Annotated in this window: 17 protein-coding genes; 3 read left to right on the forward strand and 14 right to left on the reverse strand. The window is 37.3% G+C overall.

What is annotated here, in order from left to right; all coding sequences use genetic code 11:
- Positions 1-15 precede the first annotated feature (15 nt).
- The 7 genes from U5921_RS04420 to U5921_RS04450 form a co-directional block, all read right to left on the reverse strand.
- Positions 16-1,554, reverse strand: a complete 1,539-nt coding sequence (locus tag U5921_RS04420; protein WP_324825258.1) for an amidohydrolase — start codon at positions 1,552-1,554, stop codon at positions 16-18.
- Between the two features lie 178 nt (positions 1,555-1,732).
- The gene (locus tag U5921_RS04425) at positions 1,733-3,361 is read right to left on the reverse strand and encodes an amidohydrolase (RefSeq protein WP_324825259.1); all 1,629 of its coding nucleotides are present in this window, start codon (positions 3,359-3,361) and stop codon (positions 1,733-1,735) included.
- A 1-nt stretch (position 3,362) separates the two neighbouring features.
- On the reverse strand, positions 3,363-4,751 hold the full coding sequence (locus U5921_RS04430; protein WP_324825260.1) for an APC family permease: 1,389 nt from the start codon (positions 4,749-4,751) through the stop codon (positions 3,363-3,365).
- A gap of 201 nt (positions 4,752-4,952) precedes the next feature.
- Positions 4,953-5,174, reverse strand: a complete 222-nt coding sequence (locus tag U5921_RS04435) for a hypothetical protein (protein ID WP_324825261.1) — start codon at positions 5,172-5,174, stop codon at positions 4,953-4,955.
- A 97-nt stretch (positions 5,175-5,271) separates the two neighbouring features.
- Positions 5,272-5,757 carry a hypothetical protein gene (locus U5921_RS04440; RefSeq protein ID WP_324825262.1) on the reverse strand — a complete coding sequence of 162 codons (486 nt, stop codon included), beginning with the start codon at positions 5,755-5,757 and terminating at the stop codon, positions 5,272-5,274.
- A 242-nt stretch (positions 5,758-5,999) separates the two neighbouring features.
- Entirely contained in the window at positions 6,000-7,733 is a 1,734-nt protein-coding gene (locus U5921_RS04445; protein WP_324825263.1) for an ABC transporter ATP-binding protein, read from the reverse strand.
- Positions 7,726-9,534, reverse strand: coding sequence for an ABC transporter ATP-binding protein (locus tag U5921_RS04450; RefSeq protein WP_324825264.1), 1,809 nt, complete (start codon positions 9,532-9,534; stop codon positions 7,726-7,728). Before U5921_RS04450 ends, U5921_RS04445 begins: the two co-directional genes overlap by 8 nt.
- 513 nt (positions 9,535-10,047) lie before the next feature.
- Here U5921_RS04450 and U5921_RS04455 point away from each other — a divergent pair.
- Complete coding sequence (locus tag U5921_RS04455; RefSeq protein ID WP_324825265.1) at positions 10,048-10,911, forward strand: MerR family transcriptional regulator; 864 nt, start codon at positions 10,048-10,050, stop codon at positions 10,909-10,911.
- Positions 10,912-11,068: 157 nt separating this feature from the next.
- Here U5921_RS04455 and U5921_RS04460 read toward each other — a convergent pair whose 3' ends face one another.
- Positions 11,069-11,371 (reverse strand): LPS biosynthesis protein, encoded by a 303-nt coding sequence (locus tag U5921_RS04460; RefSeq protein ID WP_324825266.1) that lies wholly within the window; start codon positions 11,369-11,371, stop codon positions 11,069-11,071.
- Between the two features lie 614 nt (positions 11,372-11,985).
- On the opposite strand from U5921_RS04460, the gene U5921_RS16195 reads away from it, so the two are divergent.
- Positions 11,986-12,309 carry a CPBP family intramembrane glutamic endopeptidase gene (locus U5921_RS16195; RefSeq protein ID WP_417765052.1) on the forward strand — a complete coding sequence of 108 codons (324 nt, stop codon included), beginning with the start codon at positions 11,986-11,988 and terminating at the stop codon, positions 12,307-12,309.
- 331 nt (positions 12,310-12,640) lie between these two features.
- Here the strand turns inward: U5921_RS16195 and U5921_RS04465 are convergent, their stop codons facing one another.
- The 5 genes from U5921_RS04465 to U5921_RS04485 all read right to left on the reverse strand — a co-directional run bounded on the left by U5921_RS04465 (position 12,641) and on the right by U5921_RS04485 (position 17,463).
- On the reverse strand, positions 12,641-13,054 hold the full coding sequence (locus U5921_RS04465) for a hypothetical protein (protein WP_324825267.1): 414 nt from the start codon (positions 13,052-13,054) through the stop codon (positions 12,641-12,643).
- A gap of 34 nt (positions 13,055-13,088) precedes the next feature.
- On the reverse strand, positions 13,089-14,609 hold the full coding sequence (gene nhaC / locus U5921_RS04470; RefSeq protein WP_324825268.1) for a Na+/H+ antiporter NhaC: 1,521 nt from the start codon (positions 14,607-14,609) through the stop codon (positions 13,089-13,091).
- A gap of 117 nt (positions 14,610-14,726) precedes the next feature.
- Positions 14,727-15,530 (reverse strand): response regulator, encoded by an 804-nt coding sequence (locus U5921_RS04475; RefSeq protein WP_324825269.1) that lies wholly within the window; start codon positions 15,528-15,530, stop codon positions 14,727-14,729.
- Positions 15,505-16,809, reverse strand: a complete 1,305-nt coding sequence (locus U5921_RS04480) for a sensor histidine kinase (protein ID WP_324825270.1) — start codon at positions 16,807-16,809, stop codon at positions 15,505-15,507. The genes U5921_RS04475 and U5921_RS04480 overlap by 26 nt, the downstream gene beginning before the upstream one ends.
- A gap of 408 nt (positions 16,810-17,217) precedes the next feature.
- Complete coding sequence (locus U5921_RS04485; RefSeq protein WP_324825271.1) at positions 17,218-17,463, reverse strand: helix-turn-helix transcriptional regulator; 246 nt, start codon at positions 17,461-17,463, stop codon at positions 17,218-17,220.
- Between the two features lie 102 nt (positions 17,464-17,565).
- Here U5921_RS04485 and U5921_RS04490 point away from each other — a divergent pair, with 102 nt between their 5' ends.
- Positions 17,566-17,718 (forward strand): hypothetical protein, encoded by a 153-nt coding sequence (locus U5921_RS04490; protein ID WP_324825272.1) that lies wholly within the window; start codon positions 17,566-17,568, stop codon positions 17,716-17,718.
- A gap of 148 nt (positions 17,719-17,866) precedes the next feature.
- Here the strand turns inward: U5921_RS04490 and guaA are convergent, their stop codons facing one another.
- Positions 17,867-19,435, reverse strand: coding sequence for a glutamine-hydrolyzing GMP synthase (gene guaA, locus U5921_RS04495; RefSeq protein ID WP_324825273.1), 1,569 nt, complete (start codon positions 19,433-19,435; stop codon positions 17,867-17,869).
- Positions 19,436-19,458 lie beyond the last annotated feature (23 nt).

The raw sequence follows: 19,458 nt of genomic DNA on the forward strand, positions 1-19,458 counted from the left end.
TCAACAATTCCTTTTCTATAACCGGTCGTGCAATAATTCTCCTGCTTTTATAGTCGCGATTATTTTCATATCTTTTATTTTTCTTTTATCCATATTACAGATGTCTCCGTCTAAAATCACTACATCTGCCAGTTTATCCTTTTCTAACGTTCCTTTTTCACTTTCCTGAAAGATTCCATAAGCCCCATGAATCGTAAACATTTTTAATGCCTCAATAATAGAAACCGAATGGTGTTTAATTGGATGATTGACCGCATAGTGTATTCCTAAAAGAGGATTTGGTTCCGTGACATCTCCATCTGAGCCTCCACATATTACAATTCCACTGTCTATAATTTCTCTAAATTGGTTGGTCTCTTTGTATTTTTCACCAAGCCGATCTTCATACATACCGCCCGCTTCGCCCCAATACGCTTCATATGCAGGTTGCATCGACAAAAGAATGCCAAGCCTTGCAACTCGTTTCATCTGTTCTTTTGTTATAAGTTCTGCATGCTCAATCACATGACGCAAGTTGCTGACACCATATTCTTTCGCTGCATTTTCATGTGCGATAATGGCTGCCTCTATCGCTCTGTCACCGATTGCAAACAAGGCACATTGCAACTGGTTTTTATAACAACCCAAAACAAATTTATTGAGAACTTCTTGAGAAATGCAAATAATTCCATTTGTATCATCATCTCGGTAGTTAAATGTCAGCGCAGCCGTTTTCGCTCCAATCGTTCCGTCGATATACAATTCTCCGCCGATTCTGGATAAGCCCATACGCTTTACTTTTTCAATATCTAATGTCTGATAAAATAATTCCAGATCAATCGGATACTTTGAACCGTATTTATATATATAATCACCTTCCGCATCTTCTTTTAACGAACCACACATATTCTCGCCTTCCGTAGCAACAATGGTTGTAATCCCATTCGCCAATAAACGATTCATTATTTTTTCCATTGCGGCATCTCTGCGTTCATCTGGGATCGTTCTAACGATATTATCATATAGTATCGCATTGGATTGTCTTCTAAACACACCCGTCGGAACATCCTTTTCATTCATCTCCACGCCTTCTTGTGAAAAGGGGATTTTGTAATGAAGCATGCCATAGGTATTCAAAACTGAAACTTGATAATCTGTGGAATAAAGAGATACAGGCGCATTGTTACAATACTTGTCGAGAATATACCTGTCTGGATATCGTTTTTCATCAAGAATTTCACATTGCAAGGAATAACCCCATATTGGTTCACCCGGATGCTCTTTAGCCACCTCTTGAATCAAATTTCCGATTTCTTCGAAATTTTTCATTTTTGACAAATTAAGTCCAGCGGCATTGGTTGCTGTTTTCGTCACATGCATATTGCTATCAATAAAGCCAGGAAGTACGGTATTTCCTTCTGCATCCAATAGGATCGCAGAATCTCTGTATTTTTCCCACCCGTTTCCGTCTCCAACCTCTAAAATATATTTATCCCTAATTACGACGTACTCGGCCGTTTCCTCTCCCCTCATTGTCAGACATTTTCCATTTATTATTATAATATCTGCATTCATAGTCTTTCCCCTTCAATTCGCCACGATCTGATTCTAATATATACAAACGGCTCTTGGCTTGTTTCACAGCGATAAAACAACCGTAATAAAATCTCTTGATTTTATTACATAAATCATATTTATTTTATCATAATAATGGCTCATGTTTTTATAATATTTAAAAACATGAGCCAATTCATTAAAACTTACTTTGGAAGACAATTTTTCCTCCAACCATTGTCAACAGAGGTTTGATATCCTTAATTTCTGTAGAGTCAACTGTAAATATATCTTTATCGAGGATGACCAAATCACCATATTGCCCTTCCTGAATCCTCCCTTTTTTTGCTTCCATAAATTCAGCATATGCACTTTCCTTCGTGTATGCATCGATTGCTGTGTAAACATCAACACATTCATCGGCATAAAATCCGCCCGCAGGAAAACCAGTCCTATCTTTTCTTGTTACTGCCTCATAAATGTTAGGAAATGGATTGCAGTCTTCTACAGGGCAATCCGTCCCATATGAAACTCTTGCGCCCATTTTTTCAAGAGAATGAAATGCATACGAAGTAGATGCCAGCTCTTTTCCACATCGATCTTCCACAACGTGCATATCATAATCCAAAAATATCGGCTGTGCCATCACAAGAATGTCCTCTTGCGCGATCTTCTTCAAAAGGGCTTGATCGGTAATTTGGCAATGAACCAAAGCGTGTCGCAGTTTATTTTTTCCATCAACAAACGCCTTTTCATAGCAATGAATGGTCTGCTCAATTGCTGCATCACCAATTACATGTGTTATAACCTGTAAGTTTGCATTTTTTGCTAATGCGCAATATTCTTCCATCTCTTCATTTGAAGTCCATTCTAAACCATGATTGGAAGGCTCATCTGCATAGCCATTTCGCATTAAGGCTGTTCTTGCTCCCAGGCTTCCATCCTTAAAAAGCTTTAAAGGTCCCAGTGTCAGCCAAGAATCTTCAGGGTAATCCCCATTTGCAAATTCTCCTTCAGATAAATATCTTTTAAAATCCTCCAGGTCATTAAAACACACTTGATGCCGATATCGCAGAAGTCCTTCTCCCTTTTCATATATGTCATGAAACAGCTTAAAAGCAGCAGGCCCATCCATAAAAGTCGTTCCGACATCGTTGCTCTGCACGCTCGTAATTCCTCTTGCCACAGCGGCTTTCATTGATTCCAGCACCATACTGCGTCTCTCTTCTATTGAAAAATCAGGAATCAGATCTTTTACAATATTACAGGCGTTGCCTGTATAAATGCCATTGGGATATCCCTCTTCGTCAGTCAGAAAGCTTCCACTCGGAAATTGAGGCGAATCTTTATCCAAGCCAAGCATTTGAATGATCTTGGTATTCGAAGATACGATATGTCCGCAAACCCGTTCCAAGACAATGGGAATTTCCGTTGAAACCTGATCAAGATCAAATCGATCTGGCATTCTGGCACCATTGATAAATAAGTCTTGATTCCATCCAATTGCATGAATTCCATTTTTCACTCTTTCCGGATGCTCTTTGACAAAGATCCTGCATCTGGAAATTATTTCATCAATCGTCTTGCAATCATTGATTCGAACCTGATACATTGTTTCTCCCCACTCTGTAAAATGCATGTGGGAATCGTTGAATCCCGGAATTACCGTATTCCCTTTACAATCAAATAACTCTGTTTCGGTATCCGCAAATTTTTTTATTTCCTCATTCATTCCAACTTTTGCAATGATGCCATCCTTTATTAAAACGGACTCAGCAAATTTTTCACGTTCTAGATATATCTTTCCATTATATAAAATCTGTTTCATTTTATTTACTTTCTTTCTTTACTTTTTTATCAAAGATGAAATATACAACTGCACCAAGTGCCGGTACCACTAATCCGGTTGCTCCTGTTACAATATCTTCCATTGCAGAGTTGATGACTAAGCCTGCAAAAATCAGAGCGGTAAGAAATACAGATACCGGATAGAACCATACTTTGTATGGGCGTTCAATCTTCGGATACTTCCTTCTTAAAATAGGAACTGCAAGTATAACTAATACATTGAAAATCATCGCTGTTACCACTACCATATTGGTCAGTTGATCTAAATTTCTCAGGCAGACCAAAACAACAGCTAACACCCCTTGAACAATAATAGGTACTGTTGGTACTTTATGTTTCGGATCAAGTTTCGCGAATGACTTAAAAAAATGTCCCTCTACTGCCATTGCATAATACATACGAGGCTGTGCCATAATCATTCCGTTTACTGCACCAAACATTGCTATAATCATTCCTAAAGATACAATGACTGCACCTGTATTTCCCAATACTTGCTTTGCAACCGCAGTTCCAAGATACAGATCTCCGCCGTTAATCATGGAAACGATTTGATCATGAGGAAGCACTTTCATAATAGCAAAGTTAAACAAAGTATAAAGTATAGTAATGCCTCCGATTCCAATAATCAAGGCAAGTGGTAAATTTCTCTTCGGATTCTTTAGCTCTTCCGCTACTGTATTTAAGTTTGTCCAGCCTTCATAAGCCCAAAGAGATGCGACTACCGCAATTGCAATCATGCTGAACACGCTCGTGTTATTTTGCGCTGCATAAGTCACCGCTGTACCCAAGGTTAAATCAGGCGTTACTTTTCCAACGATCAAAGCTGCCAGCATAACAATCGCAATTGGGATTAATTTTGCGACCATAGAAATATTCTGAACCAATGATGCCAGCTTTACACCAATGAGATTGTAAGCGGTCAGGCAAATAATAATCACAATCGCCGCCGCTTTTACGCCAGTGTCGCTGATACTGAAAAATGACTTAGACACTGTCATCATAGCAATTGCGATCGCTGCGATTGACCCCGGTCCACCGATTAGCCAATCTGTAAATCCAGCCATAAAACCAACTACAGGATGAAATGCCTCGTCAAGATAAACAACTCTGCCGCCTGCTTTTGGCATTGCGGTTCCAAGCTCCGCATAACATAGACCGCCGAATAAACTGATAACGCCTCCGATAATCCAGCAAAGTAATGCTAATCCGCCGTTCATTCCCGTTCGTTCTAATACATAGGAACCTAAATAGAAAATTCCCGAACCAATCATGATTCCACCGATAATACTTACCCCACCAAAAACACCAATTTCACGTTTAAATTCGGTATTTTCCGTTGTAAGACTTTCTAGATGCTTTCCATCTTTCATAATAAATTCCTTTCTTATCGTTTTAATAATGAAAATAATTAGGTTTAGTATATTCGAAGAATGTTTTTTTTTTATTTATTTTCTGTTTATTTATAAAAAAATTATGTTTGTTTAAATATGCAACCTACTTTATTTTAAACACAACCATAAATGATAAAAGGCAAACTGGTTATTTCAGTTTGCCTTTTGCATTAAATAATATCACTTTTTGTTTTTCTCTTTTTTTACTCTCCATTTTTCAATACTGGTAACAAAAAAATAAACCAGAAACTGTAATATAAATAAGAGAGACGGAAGTGGGGTTCTTTGCGTCTTAATGTAATCATACATCCCCCATAAGAAGAGAGCGATCATAACAAAAAACCAACTCCACTTAATTCCCTTCAAATTAATCTTTGATTCCATATCATCCGTTTTTTTCATGATGTTCCCCCTAATTTATATCAATCTCATCCCATTTATTATAGAATTATTACAGAAAATATACAAACAAAAAATAATTGAGTTGAGAAATTCTTCATTATCTGTCAGTTTGTATTTCTTTGAGGCTTTCTTGATTTGGTATTGTGCGGAATTCGATTATCCTAATAATCAATACCACCAACTCTATTCCAAAAAGTAAACTCCCCATCATTATGGAATATTTGCTTGTCAATAGTTGAAAAAAGAAAGGTGAATAATATAGCGTATTTTTATTTATGATCGCTGCTAAGCTGGCAGGCAAAGCAATCGCTGTCGCTACAACAAAAGACGGAATACCGACGAAAATAAACTCACAAATCGCATCTTTCAGTCTAAAGTGTGTTCTTCTGCTCCAATATAAAAACAGAGAAAGCGCTGCTCCCATAATTACAATGCAAAGTACATATAACCATGCATATAAAGTTATATTTAGCTGATACCTTACGAAATATGCTCTATACTTCTTTTCAAGCATCACACTTATGAATAAAATTAAAAAAAAGATAACATCCCATCCGATATAACATAGTATTCGCTTTTTCATTGCATCCCTCCTTGTCATAATCCCTATAATGCACTTATAAAAACAGCCTTCCTTTTTTTATATTCTTAATCATAACATGTTTTTTGGTATATTTTTGTTTTTTGATGTTTTTTCTTACTTTTCATGTGATATTTACCTATGTTCAAAAAAATAGACAAGAAAAAACTGCAAGAGTTCAGCTTGAAGTCTTGCAGTTATTTTCTGCTTGTTCTTTCTTTTTTGTTTTTATTGATCTTTCAAAGCTACTGTCTCTGCGCTTGTTTCTCCAAAAGCGATGAGAATATCCCTCCTTTTTGTTTTAACTCAAACGGTTCTCCCATTTCTGCAATGCTGCCGTTTTTTACAACTACAATTTTGTCTGCTCCTGAGACGGTTCTCATGCGGTGAGCTATAATTAAAACGGTTTTATTCTTTACAAGCTCACTCAATGCGCTTTGTATTTTGCTTTCATTTTCCACATCAAGTGACGCCGTTGCTTCATCAAGCAGAATGATTGGCGCATCCTTTAATATCGCTCTGGCAATGGATATACGCTGTCGTTCTCCTCCAGATAACCGTTCCCCGTTCTCTCCAATTAAGGTCTCATACCGCTGTGGAAGCTTTTGAACAAATTCTTCACACTGCGCAAGCCGCGCTGCCTGTATCACTTCCTCATCCGTCGCATCTTTTCTTCCAAGTCGTATGTTTTCCATAATGCTGGAATTAAATAGTGTAACATCCTGAAAAACAATGGAATAATAGTTAAGCAATGTTTCAGGGTCTATTTGAGAAATATCTTCTCCCCCTAAAGTGATCTTCCCTTTTTCAATATCCCAAAATCGTGCTGACAGCTTCGCAATGGTGCTCTTTCCTCCACCGGAAGGGCCTACAAGTGCAGTTACATTTCCTTGTTTTGCAGTAAAATTCACATTTTTCAAAGTCTGTACGTTACCTTGGTAAGAAAAATCTACATTCTCAAACTGTATGTCATAGTTTTTAGGACAAAATTCCGTTTTCCCTTCCTGTCTTGGCATTCCATCCATCTCTTTCATCCGATTGATACGAACCCTTAAGTAAATGAGCAATGCAAAATTATTCATTGCATCCATAATTGGATTATAAATACGAGCCGTTACCACAAGAAAAACAAGGTAACTAAAGATATTTACGGTACCTGTCGATAAGAGATAAGCTCCAGCCAATATTACACTTGGAAGCCCGAGCTTTAGGAAGATATAGGACAGATTAATCAGTGCACCTATCAAAAGCTCTCCCTTAATCAAACCCTGTTCATAATGGTCAAGCATTACGTTTAAGGCATTTGAAAAAGACGTTTCCCTGTTATAAGATTTTATTTCATGTACAGAATCGAGCCCTTCTTGTATTTTATCTGAAATATCCCTCTTAACGTGGTAAAGTTCTGTATGCATATTTTTTTGTGTCTTTCTTGAGAGGTAAAAAATAAGAGCAGCAACCGGTACAACCCAAAATACAGCAAGAGATAATCTCCAATTATAAAGAAACATCATGCTTCCCATAATAAAAACGGTAATGACCGCTGCATAAATTTGAGGCACCGCATGAGAAAAAAGTGTCTCTATCTGTGTTGCATCATCCATAATGGTTGAGCTTAAGTCAGCGATATCTTTTTTTCCAAAGTAAGATAATGGCAGTTTTCTCAAGGTTTCAGCAAGACTGATTCTCCTTTTCGCACTTTCTTCATAAATCTTGCTATAAGCGGAATCATATTGAAAATATGCAATCACGAACATAATGGCAAACAATACCAATGCGATGACAACATAGTAAAAGATGGTACTTTGAGATTGATTGAATGCGCCAAACGACAAGTTCATATATTCATCTAAAAATTTAAAGCTCAACACCACAGGAGCCATGAAGCTTATATCCATTACAATTGTCCAAATAATAGAATGATACAGATCTCTTGCTCCCTTTTCAGACATGGCATATTTATTTTGAAAATATTTAAGCATTTCGGCCTCCTTTGATTTCAGTATTTTTTGTGACTAATTTCCATGCAACAGACTTTTGATATTCATCCCACATTGTTTTATAAATTCCACCTTTGTTCAACAGCTCTTTATGCGTACCAGACTCTGCTATTTTTCCATTTTCAATTACCATAATCCGATCAACATTCTGTACACTGGTCAGACGATGTGCAATCATAAGCGTCGTCTTACCGCGACTGAGCTCTTTCAATGCCTTCTGAATCAAATGTTCATTCTCCGGGTCTGCAAACGCAGTTGCTTCATCTAAAAGTACAATCGGCGCATTTTTGACAAACGCTCTTGCCAGTGCAATTCTTTGCTGTTCGCCTCCGGAAAGATACGTGCCCTTTGATCCAATTATTGTGTCTAGTCCATTCGGAAGTTCTTCTATAATTTGTCTTGATTGAGAATAATCAATTGCTTTATTTATCTCCTCTTCTGTGACGCTTTCTTTACCAAATATAATATTTTCTTTCAAAGATTCCTTAAATAACTTTGTTGTTTGGAACACAAAAGAAATTTTGTCCATCAGTTCTTTTTTAGGGATTTCTTTCACATTGACACCCCCAATTAAGATTTCACCTTCCTCTACATCCCAAAAACGAGCGGTCAATCTGGCAATGGTTGTTTTTCCGCCTCCCGAAGCTCCTACAAGTGCAATTGTCTCTCCTTCATTTAATTTAAAGCTTATTTTATCTATGACACGCTGGTCGCTTCCTTCATAAGAAAATACGACATCCTTAAATTCCACGCTGTTATCTTTCATATGGTTCGCGCTCTTTACCTGTTGCATATCTGCGTAATCCAAAAGATTATCGAGCCGATCAATTGCTTGTTCTGCAATCAATGTATTCTGTTGAAAATACATGGACTTCATTAAAAGCATGGTAAATATCGGGGATATTAGAAGATAAAAAATAAAATCGGCAAGTACAAGCGGTATGGCATCTCCGTTTCCGATCAAAAAAATCGCCATCGGAATTAAGAAAAATGCAGCAGACTGCATGATAACGCTGTAAAAGGACATTGGTCTTCTCCAAAGCAACGTATATGCATGAACCATTTCTTTATATTTAATAATGCTGTCATAAAATCGCTTAAAGGAAAAAATAGTCTGACCAAACGTTTTTACAACTGGTATCCCTCGAATATATTCCACTGACTCAGAACTCATTTCCTCCAAAGAATCAAAATACAGTTTCTGAAATTTTTTCCCCTCAGCACTCATCATAAAACTCATTGTTATGAAACCTAGTATAATCGGGACCAAAGATGCCAGACCCATCTTCCAATCTACAGTAAAAATTAAAATAATTAAAATAATCGGAGACACGACGCTGCCTGCCATATCGGGAAGCTGATGCGCTAAAAATGTATGTGTCGTTCCAGCTCCATCATTCACTATTTTTCGCATTTTTCCGCTCGAATGCTTATCGAAAAAGCCAAGAGGCATTGAGATAATTTTCTCCATTCCGACCTTCTGCATTCCTACTTCAACACGGAACGCTGCCAAATGTGAACTCAAAAGTGCTAAAAAATAAATAATAATTCCTCCTGCCGCACTTGCAAAGGCAATCCATGCATAAAAACTGATATTGGAAACCTGTACTTGCTGCGAAGCTCCTAAAAGTTCTCGAGCTATGTACCATACAAGCACAAAAGGTATGATATTCATCACTGCAGAAATACCAGACAAAATCAATGATATGGGTAGAAGTATTTTTTTGTTACCCATATATGGTGTGAATCGTTTTAAAATAAATGTTTTTTTCTCTTTTGACATACTGTATTCTCCTCCTTAATTTTCTTCTTTTTACTCATGTCAATGAATTTCTTGCTATAACCTTTTCTAATAAATCTTTAACAAAATAAAATGTGCACTATTCTATCGTTGAAATTATTTTTAAAATGCATAACTCAATTATCCTTTCTTTTCAAATTTTATATTCTCTGTTAGATTTATCTAACTCATTTCGAAAAATTTTTGAGGCCCCTCTGGAACCTCATCCATAATAATGTATTTCCTCACATGCATAAAAAATGTTTTTTGGCTTAAGCATATTCATAAAAGCCTTGTTTTTTATACCTTCAAGCAAATCATAACAGTGTTATATAACACCGTTACATTCATAATATTCCAAACAGCTTCATCTGTCAAGAGAGAAAAAACATTTTAATTCTTGCAATGTCATGTAGTTTACTCCACTATAGAGATTAGATCTGCCTAAAAAAGACTTGACCCTTACGGTGCGTCATAGGCTAAAGTAATCTTATCAGGACGAAGGAGGCCATAAAAATGCGAACTGTCAAAGAAGTATCAAAAATAACAGGAATCAGCGTGCGTACGCTTCATTATTATGATGAAATCGGGCTGTTAAAGCCTACTGAAAAAAGCGAAGCGGGATATCGCCTCTATGATGATCCTGCATTGGAAGCACTGCAGCAAATATTATTTTTTCGAGAATTCGATATTTCTTTGAAGAAAATCAAATCCATTATGGAAAATCCTGACCTTGATAAAAACCAAATGCTGCAAATGCAGCGGAACATGTTAATTGCTAAAAAAGCACGCATAGGACGCTTAATTTCCAGTATTGACGAGATCCTGAAAGGAGAGAATAGAATGGATTTTGAAGTATTTAGCAGGGTAGAAATTGCAGAGCTTTGCCAGACGACACTTGAGCGTATGCCAGAGCAAATGCAGCAAAGCATCATAAAAGAATTTGGAAGCATCGAACAATGGAGCAAACATTATGTCGAGCGCTGTTCAAGAGAAGATATGCAGAAAAATTATCAAAAGCTCATTGAATGGTATGGGGATAAAGGCAGCGCCTTAAATGCGATGAAAAACCCCCCAAGCAAAGAAGTCGGTGCTGTTTTTGGCAAACGGATAGAAGCGATTGAAAAAAAGCTGAGCGGTCTGAGAAAATTTCCTCTAGATGCTTTTGAAACGAAGCAGCTGATTGGAGAATACAGTTTTGTCATGAAGCAATTTACTCAGGCGAAGCAAGAAGCCGGTATTATGCTGTCGGTTGCATCTAATTACAGACAGATTCGTTTAAAGCAAACACTCGACCAAAAATATGGCGAAGGAACCGCTGATTTTTTCGCCCAGGCAATTGAAGACTTCTACAAAGACAAAAATAAACCTGGAAAATAACGAAATTTTAGAAAACAGAAAAAGACGCGAAAAAGCTCCCCTAAGTACCTTTGTAAAATTGGAAAATCGGAGGAGCTTTGCATTTTATTCTATACTTTATTGGCTCTAAAAAAAAATTTTACTGTAACACACACAATACGGTGTGAGATGCATATTCTTATAGTCTCTCCTTTAAGGAGTGTTCTGTAATTGCAGAAAGTTTCTCAATTCGGTCATTTACCATTTCTCTAAAACAGTAAGGTAAATGATCCTTTGCCCCTCGATGCTGCAATACGCATTCCTTACATTTTCCGTGAATGATACAAGGCTCTTTGCAATTGCAATGATCTTGTCCGCTCTCTTCCACGTCTTTCAAAAATTCCTTCATTAGACGTCTTCCTTCTGCAACATTCTCTTCCTGGTATGCCTTTAAACTTTCTTCCATTTTAGGGTTTCCATCAATCTTCACGTTATTGCACATTTTGAGCCTTCCTTTCCTGCTTAAGAACTTCTTACTATCGATTTTAATGTTGTTTCCAATATACAAGCCTCAGCAATCTTTTTCAAGTAAAAAATAGCTTTTTTCTGTCTTGCACATAATTTCCCCTTTTATCATGATTCCGCTTGAAAAGCATGTTATTTAATGGTAATATTTTCAATATGTTTGTTGCTATATAAAAACGGCAGTGGTCACTTTTAACATAAAAAAACGAATCATACAGAATATGGAGTTAAAAAATGAACTTAACAATATCAAAAAAATTAAGATTGATTATCGAAATCGCTTTCAGCTTTTTTCTTATGGCTGTATTTAACACTTTTTTTAGCAGGATAGCAGGAATTTTAAACATAGATGGACTCTGGGTTGGAGCTCTAGCTTATCTTCTTTCTTCTGTGACTATTATTTTGTACGTAGCAAAAGTAGAAAAGAAGCCAGTATCTTATATCGGATTCCATGCTCCCTCTTTTCCAGATATTCCGAACGGTCTATTGTTAGGATTCTGCATGTTTGTATCACAGCAGATCCCTCTTCTATTAATGAAAGTGGATTACTCTATTTTCGCAAAAGAACCTAATTGGGGCAATATAATTATTATGTCTATCTATTGCTTTTTGTGTGTAGGATTCACAGAAGAATTAATATTCAGAGGGGTTATACTACAAAAAACCCATGAACTATGCAACAAAAAAATCGTTATCATAGCAATTAACTGCTTGCTCTTTTATGCTTTCCATTGGCCTCCTGTACGTTTTGTCTTCGGAGAATTTTTTAATATTACTTTAAATACGCTTTTTTTATGCATTTACTTTTACAAATCCAAAAATAAAAGCATTCTTCCACTTATGATCGCACATGGATTTTACGATATTTTATCAGCATATCTACTTCCTGCGTTCCTCTTTTATATAAACAAATAAGTCATACAAAAATATAGACCACAAACCGTATAAATATTGCTTTGTGGTCTTTTGTTTTACTTAAAATACTATTATTTGATATGAGCAGTCAAGTACTATAATACGAAGCAGCTATAGAGCTACCTTTAGCACGATTTTAAGCATTCCATATATTGCTTGCTGTTTACACCTCTGCCACTGTCGTTGCAGTAATCATCAAATTTTTCCTGCATATTAAATAGCTTATATACAAATGACTTTTTATCTGATCTGGCAATACTTTTTTCACCCCTTCATTTTACTCCCAAGGGTGGCCAAGTCATATTTTTCCCCTGTAGAATTTGATTCTTTATTATTCGTGGTTCATTTCTGCAACATAAATCTTTGGATTCATTCTGCCCGCAATCTCGATTGCTTTGCCAGCATCATCCTCTGATAAAATAAACCTCCTGGATACTACATTCTTACCAATATGCAGCTGTACATTTGGTCTGGATTTGATTGAATCTGTATGAATGGTGTTTATTTCGCTCCAGTCCCACATATTATGAAACTGGACTCCACAGACAGCGTACAGAATGTTCACTCCTTCTTGTGAGATTACATGTCTTCTGTCAGAAAAAGCAGCAAGAATCATAATCATTCCAAATGGCAGGTAAAACCAGCTATGATTTACAGCTGCATTATAAACAGAGTAAGCTCCAAAGAGGATAACTGCCACTTTTACCCACAGTTTTCGTTGCGGCATGATTCCGTAATATTCCATAGTATTTCCTCTCTTATATTTGCTAAATTTATTTCTATAGGCTCTTATATATTCCGGCAGTTCTCCTTTCCGCAAGTGCCTTCATCGCTATTTCATGTGCTTCTTCCGGTGCATCAGCAGGTCCATGGCCCTTTTTCAGTCTACCAAACAGATTCGTTCTCGATCCATCGGCATATAGAATATTTCCACCCCAGCTTGCTGTGACAATCGCATAAATAGGGTTGATGATATTCATGAAGCAATATGGCAGGTATGACAGTGTCGGAACGCCAAGTACTGCTGCATGGTATGCACCGCAGGATGACCAAGGGATAAGCGGCGACCATAAAGTACCACCGTCTTCCAGTGATCTTGACAGCATGTTTCTGCCCAGTCCCATTTCATCAAAGTTTTTCTTATACATTGATGATGGAATGATTAATCCTAAATACTGGTCACACATCGTTGTAATACAGAACATTGAAGTCAGGATGGTAACAACGATTAACTGGAATGGAGTCTTAACCTTCTTGATCAGTCCGCCCAAAAGGGATTCCACTGAACCAATCTTCTGAAGGATACCACCAAAAGCAACCGCAACGATTACAAGGTTGTTCGTCCAAAGCATACTATTCATACCACCTCTGTTTACAAGTTTTGTAAACAATGCGTTTTGTGATTCCGCTTCATATCCATAGTGTAACATTGTAATACAGTCAGAAATTCCTGCGCCTTGAAAAATTGAAGCAAATGCACATCCAAGTAAAGAAAGAAGTACAACAGAAGGAATCGCCGGCATCTTGATTACTGCTACTACTATAATCAGTAAAATAGGAATCAGAAGAATCGGACTCATATATGTATAATGCTCAATAATTGCATTTGATAACTCATTTGCAAGAGTAGAATCATAGTTCTGAACTTTTGAAAGTGAGAAAAATGCAAAGATACATGTTGCAATAACTAAACTTGGGAAAGTCGTAGTTACCATAGCTCCTACATGATCAAAAAGTCCAGTCTGTGCAGAACCGGCAGCCAGATTTGTTGAGTCTGAAAGTGGTGAGAATTTATCTCCGCAACATGCACCTGAAATAATCGCACCTGCAATCAGTGCGGGATTCAGCCCCATCGTTGTACCAATCGCCATAAATGCAATACCAAGCGTTGCTGTTACTGTCCATGCAGATCCGAGTGCAATTCCTACAGCAGCACAAAGTATTGTTACAAATGGAAGAAATACAGCCGGTGTAAACAGCTTCAATCCATAATAGACTACCGCCGGGATCGTTCCGCATGCAGTAAATGAGCCAATCAGGCAGCCCACAAGAAGAATGATAATGATTGCTTCAAGGGACTGGTTCACCGCTTCAAGACCTGCAGCAAGCATTTCCTTGTAGTTGTAGCCACACAATTTTCCAATAATCATAGCTACTCCACATGCAAGAGTAACAGGAATATGAGGGTCCTGTCCCCATCCAAGTGCATAGTTTGTAATCATTACAGTCAGAAGAAAAACAATTGGAATAAGAGCTTCCACTTTGTTAGGCAATCTGGCTGTTTTGTTTTTTTCTCTCATAAAAACACCTCCGAAAATATAATGATTTATAAAATTACAATTGCATCATAATATTTTCTCCGTCAAGGAAGTGTCAATAAATATCAATATTAGACATTTTTTTTACATATTTTAAAATTATTTTAGATATTTCTCCATTTCAATGAGCGCATTCACTTCTTCGGCCCAAGAATACTGTGCCATATACTCTCCATGGTAGAGCATTCTGCCCTCTATGCTGTTTTCTACCCATTTAAAATAGTCGCACTGGATACATTCTAAGTTTGAGAGTCCAATCTGTCCTCTCTCACTATATATTATTTCTCCACAGCCAAGCTGGTTTAATACATCCTGCAAATCTTTTTTCAGCATTCTGTAGTATGAATCATGCCCATCTTCCTCCCATAGACTTGCAATGACTTCCTTTGAAGTACATCTTGTCCCTTTTCTATGAACAAGATATGCCAGAAGCTCCTTTGTCTTGTCAAACTTAAATTTTACAGGCTTTCCATCTATCAATATCTCAAAATTTCCAAAGCAAGTAATCTGTATCCTCTGTTTTCCTTTTTGTTCCAAATTTTGTTGAGATACATATCTAAGATTTTCAAGTGCATGGCGTATCTGCTTCACATTTGCAGGCTTCATGATATAATCACTGGCGTCCAATCCGAATGCCTCCCCCATATAATCCGAATAGCCAGTCACAAATATGAAGTTCGTCTTCGGGTACAATTTCTTAAGTTTGCTTGCGAACTCTATGCCATTTAATCCTGGCATTTGTATATCAATAAAGCACACATGAAATGGCTGCTGTTTGGCAAGTTTCAATGACTGTATCGGATTATTTGCCGTTACAACTTCTGCTTTTTCATCAACTTCACATATCAACGCTGCAAGATACTCTGCTGCAATGATTTCATCGTCCAATACTAAGTATTTCACGTCGTTCCCCACTTTCTAGCCTTATATTTTTTCTTTCCCCAGGAATGATAATTTTTACAGTCGTTCCAATTCCTATGAGACTTGTAATTTCCATTTCTGCCTTGACGGTGCTTTTTAGCCGTTCATTTACATTCTGTATGCCAACATGAGGATTTCCATCATTTAATGCTTTATCTAATTCAAAACCGATTCCATTATCTGCAATTGTTATAATGTGATCCCTTCCCTTTTTCTCTGTAGAAATTTTTATTGTTCCTCCGTCAAGCTTTTTACAGATTCCGTGCTTGACTGCATTTTCCACAATTGGCTGCAACGTCAAAATTGGCATATTAAAATCATTTGATTTTATATCATATTCTACCTTTACCCGATCTCCAAACCTTAATTTTTCTATATCGAGATAAATATTTGTATGGTCCAGTTCTTGAGAAAAAGGATGTGTGTCATTTTCACCCATGCTATACATGTTTTCTCTGAGATATTTGGAAAATTTTATCGTCGTTTCCTCTGCAAGCTTCGGATTTGCCCGACAAAGTGCAGTGATCGTATTCAATGTATTATATAAGAAGTGAGGCTGTATCTGCGAGAGCATCAATGATACTCTTTGCTCCCTCAGCTTGATTTCCTTTTCCTCATTCACCTGTTGTGATATATATACATGGATTACAAGGTAATAAAACAAAAAAGCTACGGCATACGTTTCGATCAAGATCCCCGTTCGTATCCCCATCGATTCCATTATATTTGCAGTCATCAGCCACGCTATACAGAAGAAGACTCCAAGAGGGTTTACATCTGCTTTTCTGTAAAATTTCATATTCAATATAAGAAGGAATATCACCCAATATACCCAGTCTGTAACAATAAAAGCATATCCCATAAGTCCAAGCTCAAGTCTTCCTCCCACTCCGAAATAAAACACACTATTCTTAAAAAAGGCCGCACAGTAAAAAAGGAAATTCACAATGGCGGGAATATAGATTAATTTATTTTTTGGTTCCACCATACTTATGACTGCGGCCATAATCAAAGGCTTTAGCGCATAATAGGTTATACCTGTTATAATGAGCGGCAATCCCCCTATCGCTTGTTCTTTAAGATAATTCATATAAAACTCAGCGATAGACAGAATCAAAAGCAGAGTCATATTGATAACCATTCGTTTTTTTATTAATAAATCGACTGCCGATTTCATGGAAACAACAAAATATGTCCCCACTACCATTGCAATCAGTATATAGTTTTCAACAAGATAATTTTGCAAATATACTGCTTCCACGTACTTCAACTCCCTCATGCTATTAAAAATGCTTTAAACGACTTATTCCGGAATATAAAAATTTAAGAGCGTTAACTTTCTCCACTTTAACGATGTGCTTGCTGCATTATATATTAAAATATCATAATATGCACTATCTAGTATACTTAAAATTTCACGTATGAAAAGCCTTAAAACTAAAAATGAAACATGAATGATGACAGCCAGCCTCACAGACAATAAAAAAATTCCACAGCACCTATATTTCAGGCTCTGTGGAATTGATGGTTACGATTCCATTCTATAATACTTTTAATATATGTTTTTGTGTACTTTAGATTAATCATGCTATTTATATTTGTAATTATTCTTGTTTTTTATCGGGCAAATATTGAAGTTAAATTGGAGTCAAGATAATTGCCATAGAGCCTATCTTAATAATTCATCAGTTGTAGTATTAAATATCTTGGCAAAAGCAACTATTTCAATGTCGGTTACAAAGCGTTTGCCACTCTCTATCTTCTGGATGGCATTCTTATCCAAGTCTATGCCAATTAGTTGAAGCTGATCCGCCAACATTCTCTGCGATACAGAAGGAATTAACGCTTGTCTTAATTTTTTGATTTTACTGCCACAAAGGTTTAACGAACCATCTTCATTTTTATTCTTGTACATTTCACACCCCCGTATTGACATCTACTGCTTGTCAATATATTTATTGTATGGTAGACTCATAAATAATATGACACTCACCAAATGTCAAAAGGAGTAAATACTATGACGGATTACAAAGAAATGTATTTTTTATTGTTTAACAAAATTACAGAAACCATTTTGAATTTACAAGAAGTTCAGCAACAAGCAGAGGAGATGTACATATCACAAGAAAACTTTTTAAGTCACATAATTAACTTATCTGCAAAAGAGTAGCAAATACGCAGCCAAAAATAAGAGCAACTATCCAATTTATTTAGACTAGTTGCTCTTATTTTCCTTTGATATTGTACTTATTTTTACTTAAAGATATAAAAACACCCCAAAACCCCTGTATTTACAAGGCTTTCGGGGTTTATTTTCTTTATTCCCATTCAATCGTTGAAGGTGGTTTACTCGTAATATCATACACGATACGGTTTACGCCTTTTACTTCGTTCACAATGCGGTTACTGATTACTTCCAGTACCTCGTATGGAATACGTGCCCAGTCTGAGGTCATTCCGTCAACGGAAGTTACCGCACGGATGCCGACGGTATAATCATAGGTTCTGAAATCTCCCATTACGCCGACGCTGCGGATATTCGGAAGTACGGTGAAATACTGCCAAATGGATTCCGTAAGTCCTGCCTTTGCTACTTCATCTCTCAAAATCGCATCGGATTCGCGAATGATGTGGAGTTTCTCGTCGGTGATTTCGCCTAAGCAGCGAATGGCAAGTCCCGGCCCTGGGAACGGCTGTCTCCAAACCAGTTCATGCGCAATGCCAAGCTCTTCTCCCACAGCTCGCACTTCGTCTTTAAATAAAAGGCGAAGCGGTTCTAAAAGCTCCAGCTTCATATTTTCCGGAAGTCCGCCTACATTGTGATGGCTCTTGATGACTGCCGCATCTCCGGCACCGCTTTCAACCACATCGGGATAAATGGTCCCTTGCAGAAGAAAATCAATTCCGCCTTCCTCTTCGTAGAGCTTTGTTGATTCTTCATCAAACACATTGATAAATTCTGCGCCAATGATTTTTCTTTTTTTCTCCGGATCACTTACGCCTGCCAGCTTGGATAAAAAACGCTCCTGTGCATTCACACGCTTAATTTTCATCTTGAACTGCTTTCCGTAAACTTCCATCACCTGATCGCCTTCGTCTTTTCTGAGAAGACCGTGGTCTACAAAAATACAGGTCAAATTATCACCAATTGCTTCGTGAACCAAGACCGCTGCAACCGAAGAATCCACACCGCCGGATAGTGCGCAAAGCACCTTCTTATCTCCTACAATCTCTTTAATTTCTTTAATTTTCTGTTTTGCAAAGCTGGACATTGTCCAATTCTCTTCGCATCCACAAATCTTATATAAGAAATTTTTAAGAAGCTGCTGTCCAAACGGTGTATGATGCACCTCCGGGTGAAATTGTACTGCATAAAGCTTCTTTTTTACATCTTCCATCGATGCAGTCGGGCAATGATCCGTGTAGGAAGAAACCGTAAAGCCTTCCGGTACCTGCTCGATATAATCCGTATGGCTCATCCAGCAAAGCGTCTGTGCTTCAATGCCATCGAATAAAAGGCTCTCATGCTTTTGTGTTGGATTATTTCTGCTTCCGCTGTATATTTTTACACGTCCGTATTCTTTAAAATCCGGGCTTACAACTTTTCCGCCCAAGACATGTGCCATAAGCTGTGCACCGTAACAAATTCCCAAAATAGGAATGTTTTTTTCAAACAGCTCTTTAGGCAGCATCGGTGCATTCTCCAGATAAACACTGTTTGGCCCTCCGGTGAAAATAAGACCTTTTGGCGTTTCCTTTTCAATGCGCTCCATCAGCTTCGTGTAATGAACAATTTCACAATACACATTCGCTTCTCTGACTCTTCTGGCAATCAGCTGATTGTACTGTCCGCCAAAATCAACAACTAAGATTCCTTGGTACTCCATTATATTTCCTCGTATAATGTATA

This window comes from Sinanaerobacter sp. ZZT-01 (assembly GCF_035621135.1).
Classification (GTDB): Bacteria; Bacillota; Clostridia; order Peptostreptococcales; family Anaerovoracaceae; genus IOR16.

Coding starts and splice junctions, on each gene's coding strand:
- U5921_RS04485 (WP_324825271.1), bottom strand. CDS start 17,463: ATGTACAAGAATAAAAATGAAGATGGTTCGTTAAACCTTTGTGGCAGT.
- nhaC (WP_324825268.1), bottom strand. CDS start 14,609: ATGAGAGAAAAAAACAAAACAGCCAGATTGCCTAACAAAGTGGAAGCT.
- U5921_RS04490 (WP_324825272.1), top strand. CDS start 17,566: ATGACGGATTACAAAGAAATGTATTTTTTATTGTTTAACAAAATTACA.
- U5921_RS04430 (WP_324825260.1), bottom strand. CDS start 4,751: ATGAAAGATGGAAAGCATCTAGAAAGTCTTACAACGGAAAATACCGAA.
- U5921_RS04450 (WP_324825264.1), bottom strand. CDS start 9,534: ATGTCAAAAGAGAAAAAAACATTTATTTTAAAACGATTCACACCATAT.
- U5921_RS04440 (WP_324825262.1), bottom strand. CDS start 5,757: ATGAAAAAGCGAATACTATGTTATATCGGATGGGATGTTATCTTTTTT.
- U5921_RS04425 (WP_324825259.1), bottom strand. CDS start 3,361: ATGAAACAGATTTTATATAATGGAAAGATATATCTAGAACGTGAAAAA.
- U5921_RS04455 (WP_324825265.1), top strand. CDS start 10,048: ATGCGAACTGTCAAAGAAGTATCAAAAATAACAGGAATCAGCGTGCGT.
- U5921_RS04435 (WP_324825261.1), bottom strand. CDS start 5,174: ATGAAAAAAACGGATGATATGGAATCAAAGATTAATTTGAAGGGAATT.
- U5921_RS04460 (WP_324825266.1), bottom strand. CDS start 11,371: ATGTGCAATAACGTGAAGATTGATGGAAACCCTAAAATGGAAGAAAGT.
- U5921_RS16195 (WP_417765052.1), top strand. CDS start 11,986: ATGTCTATCTATTGCTTTTTGTGTGTAGGATTCACAGAAGAATTAATA.
- U5921_RS04465 (WP_324825267.1), bottom strand. CDS start 13,054: ATGGAATATTACGGAATCATGCCGCAACGAAAACTGTGGGTAAAAGTG.
- U5921_RS04420 (WP_324825258.1), bottom strand. CDS start 1,554: ATGAATGCAGATATTATAATAATAAATGGAAAATGTCTGACAATGAGG.
- U5921_RS04445 (WP_324825263.1), bottom strand. CDS start 7,733: ATGCTTAAATATTTTCAAAATAAATATGCCATGTCTGAAAAGGGAGCA.
- guaA (WP_324825273.1), bottom strand. CDS start 19,435: ATGGAGTACCAAGGAATCTTAGTTGTTGATTTTGGCGGACAGTACAAT.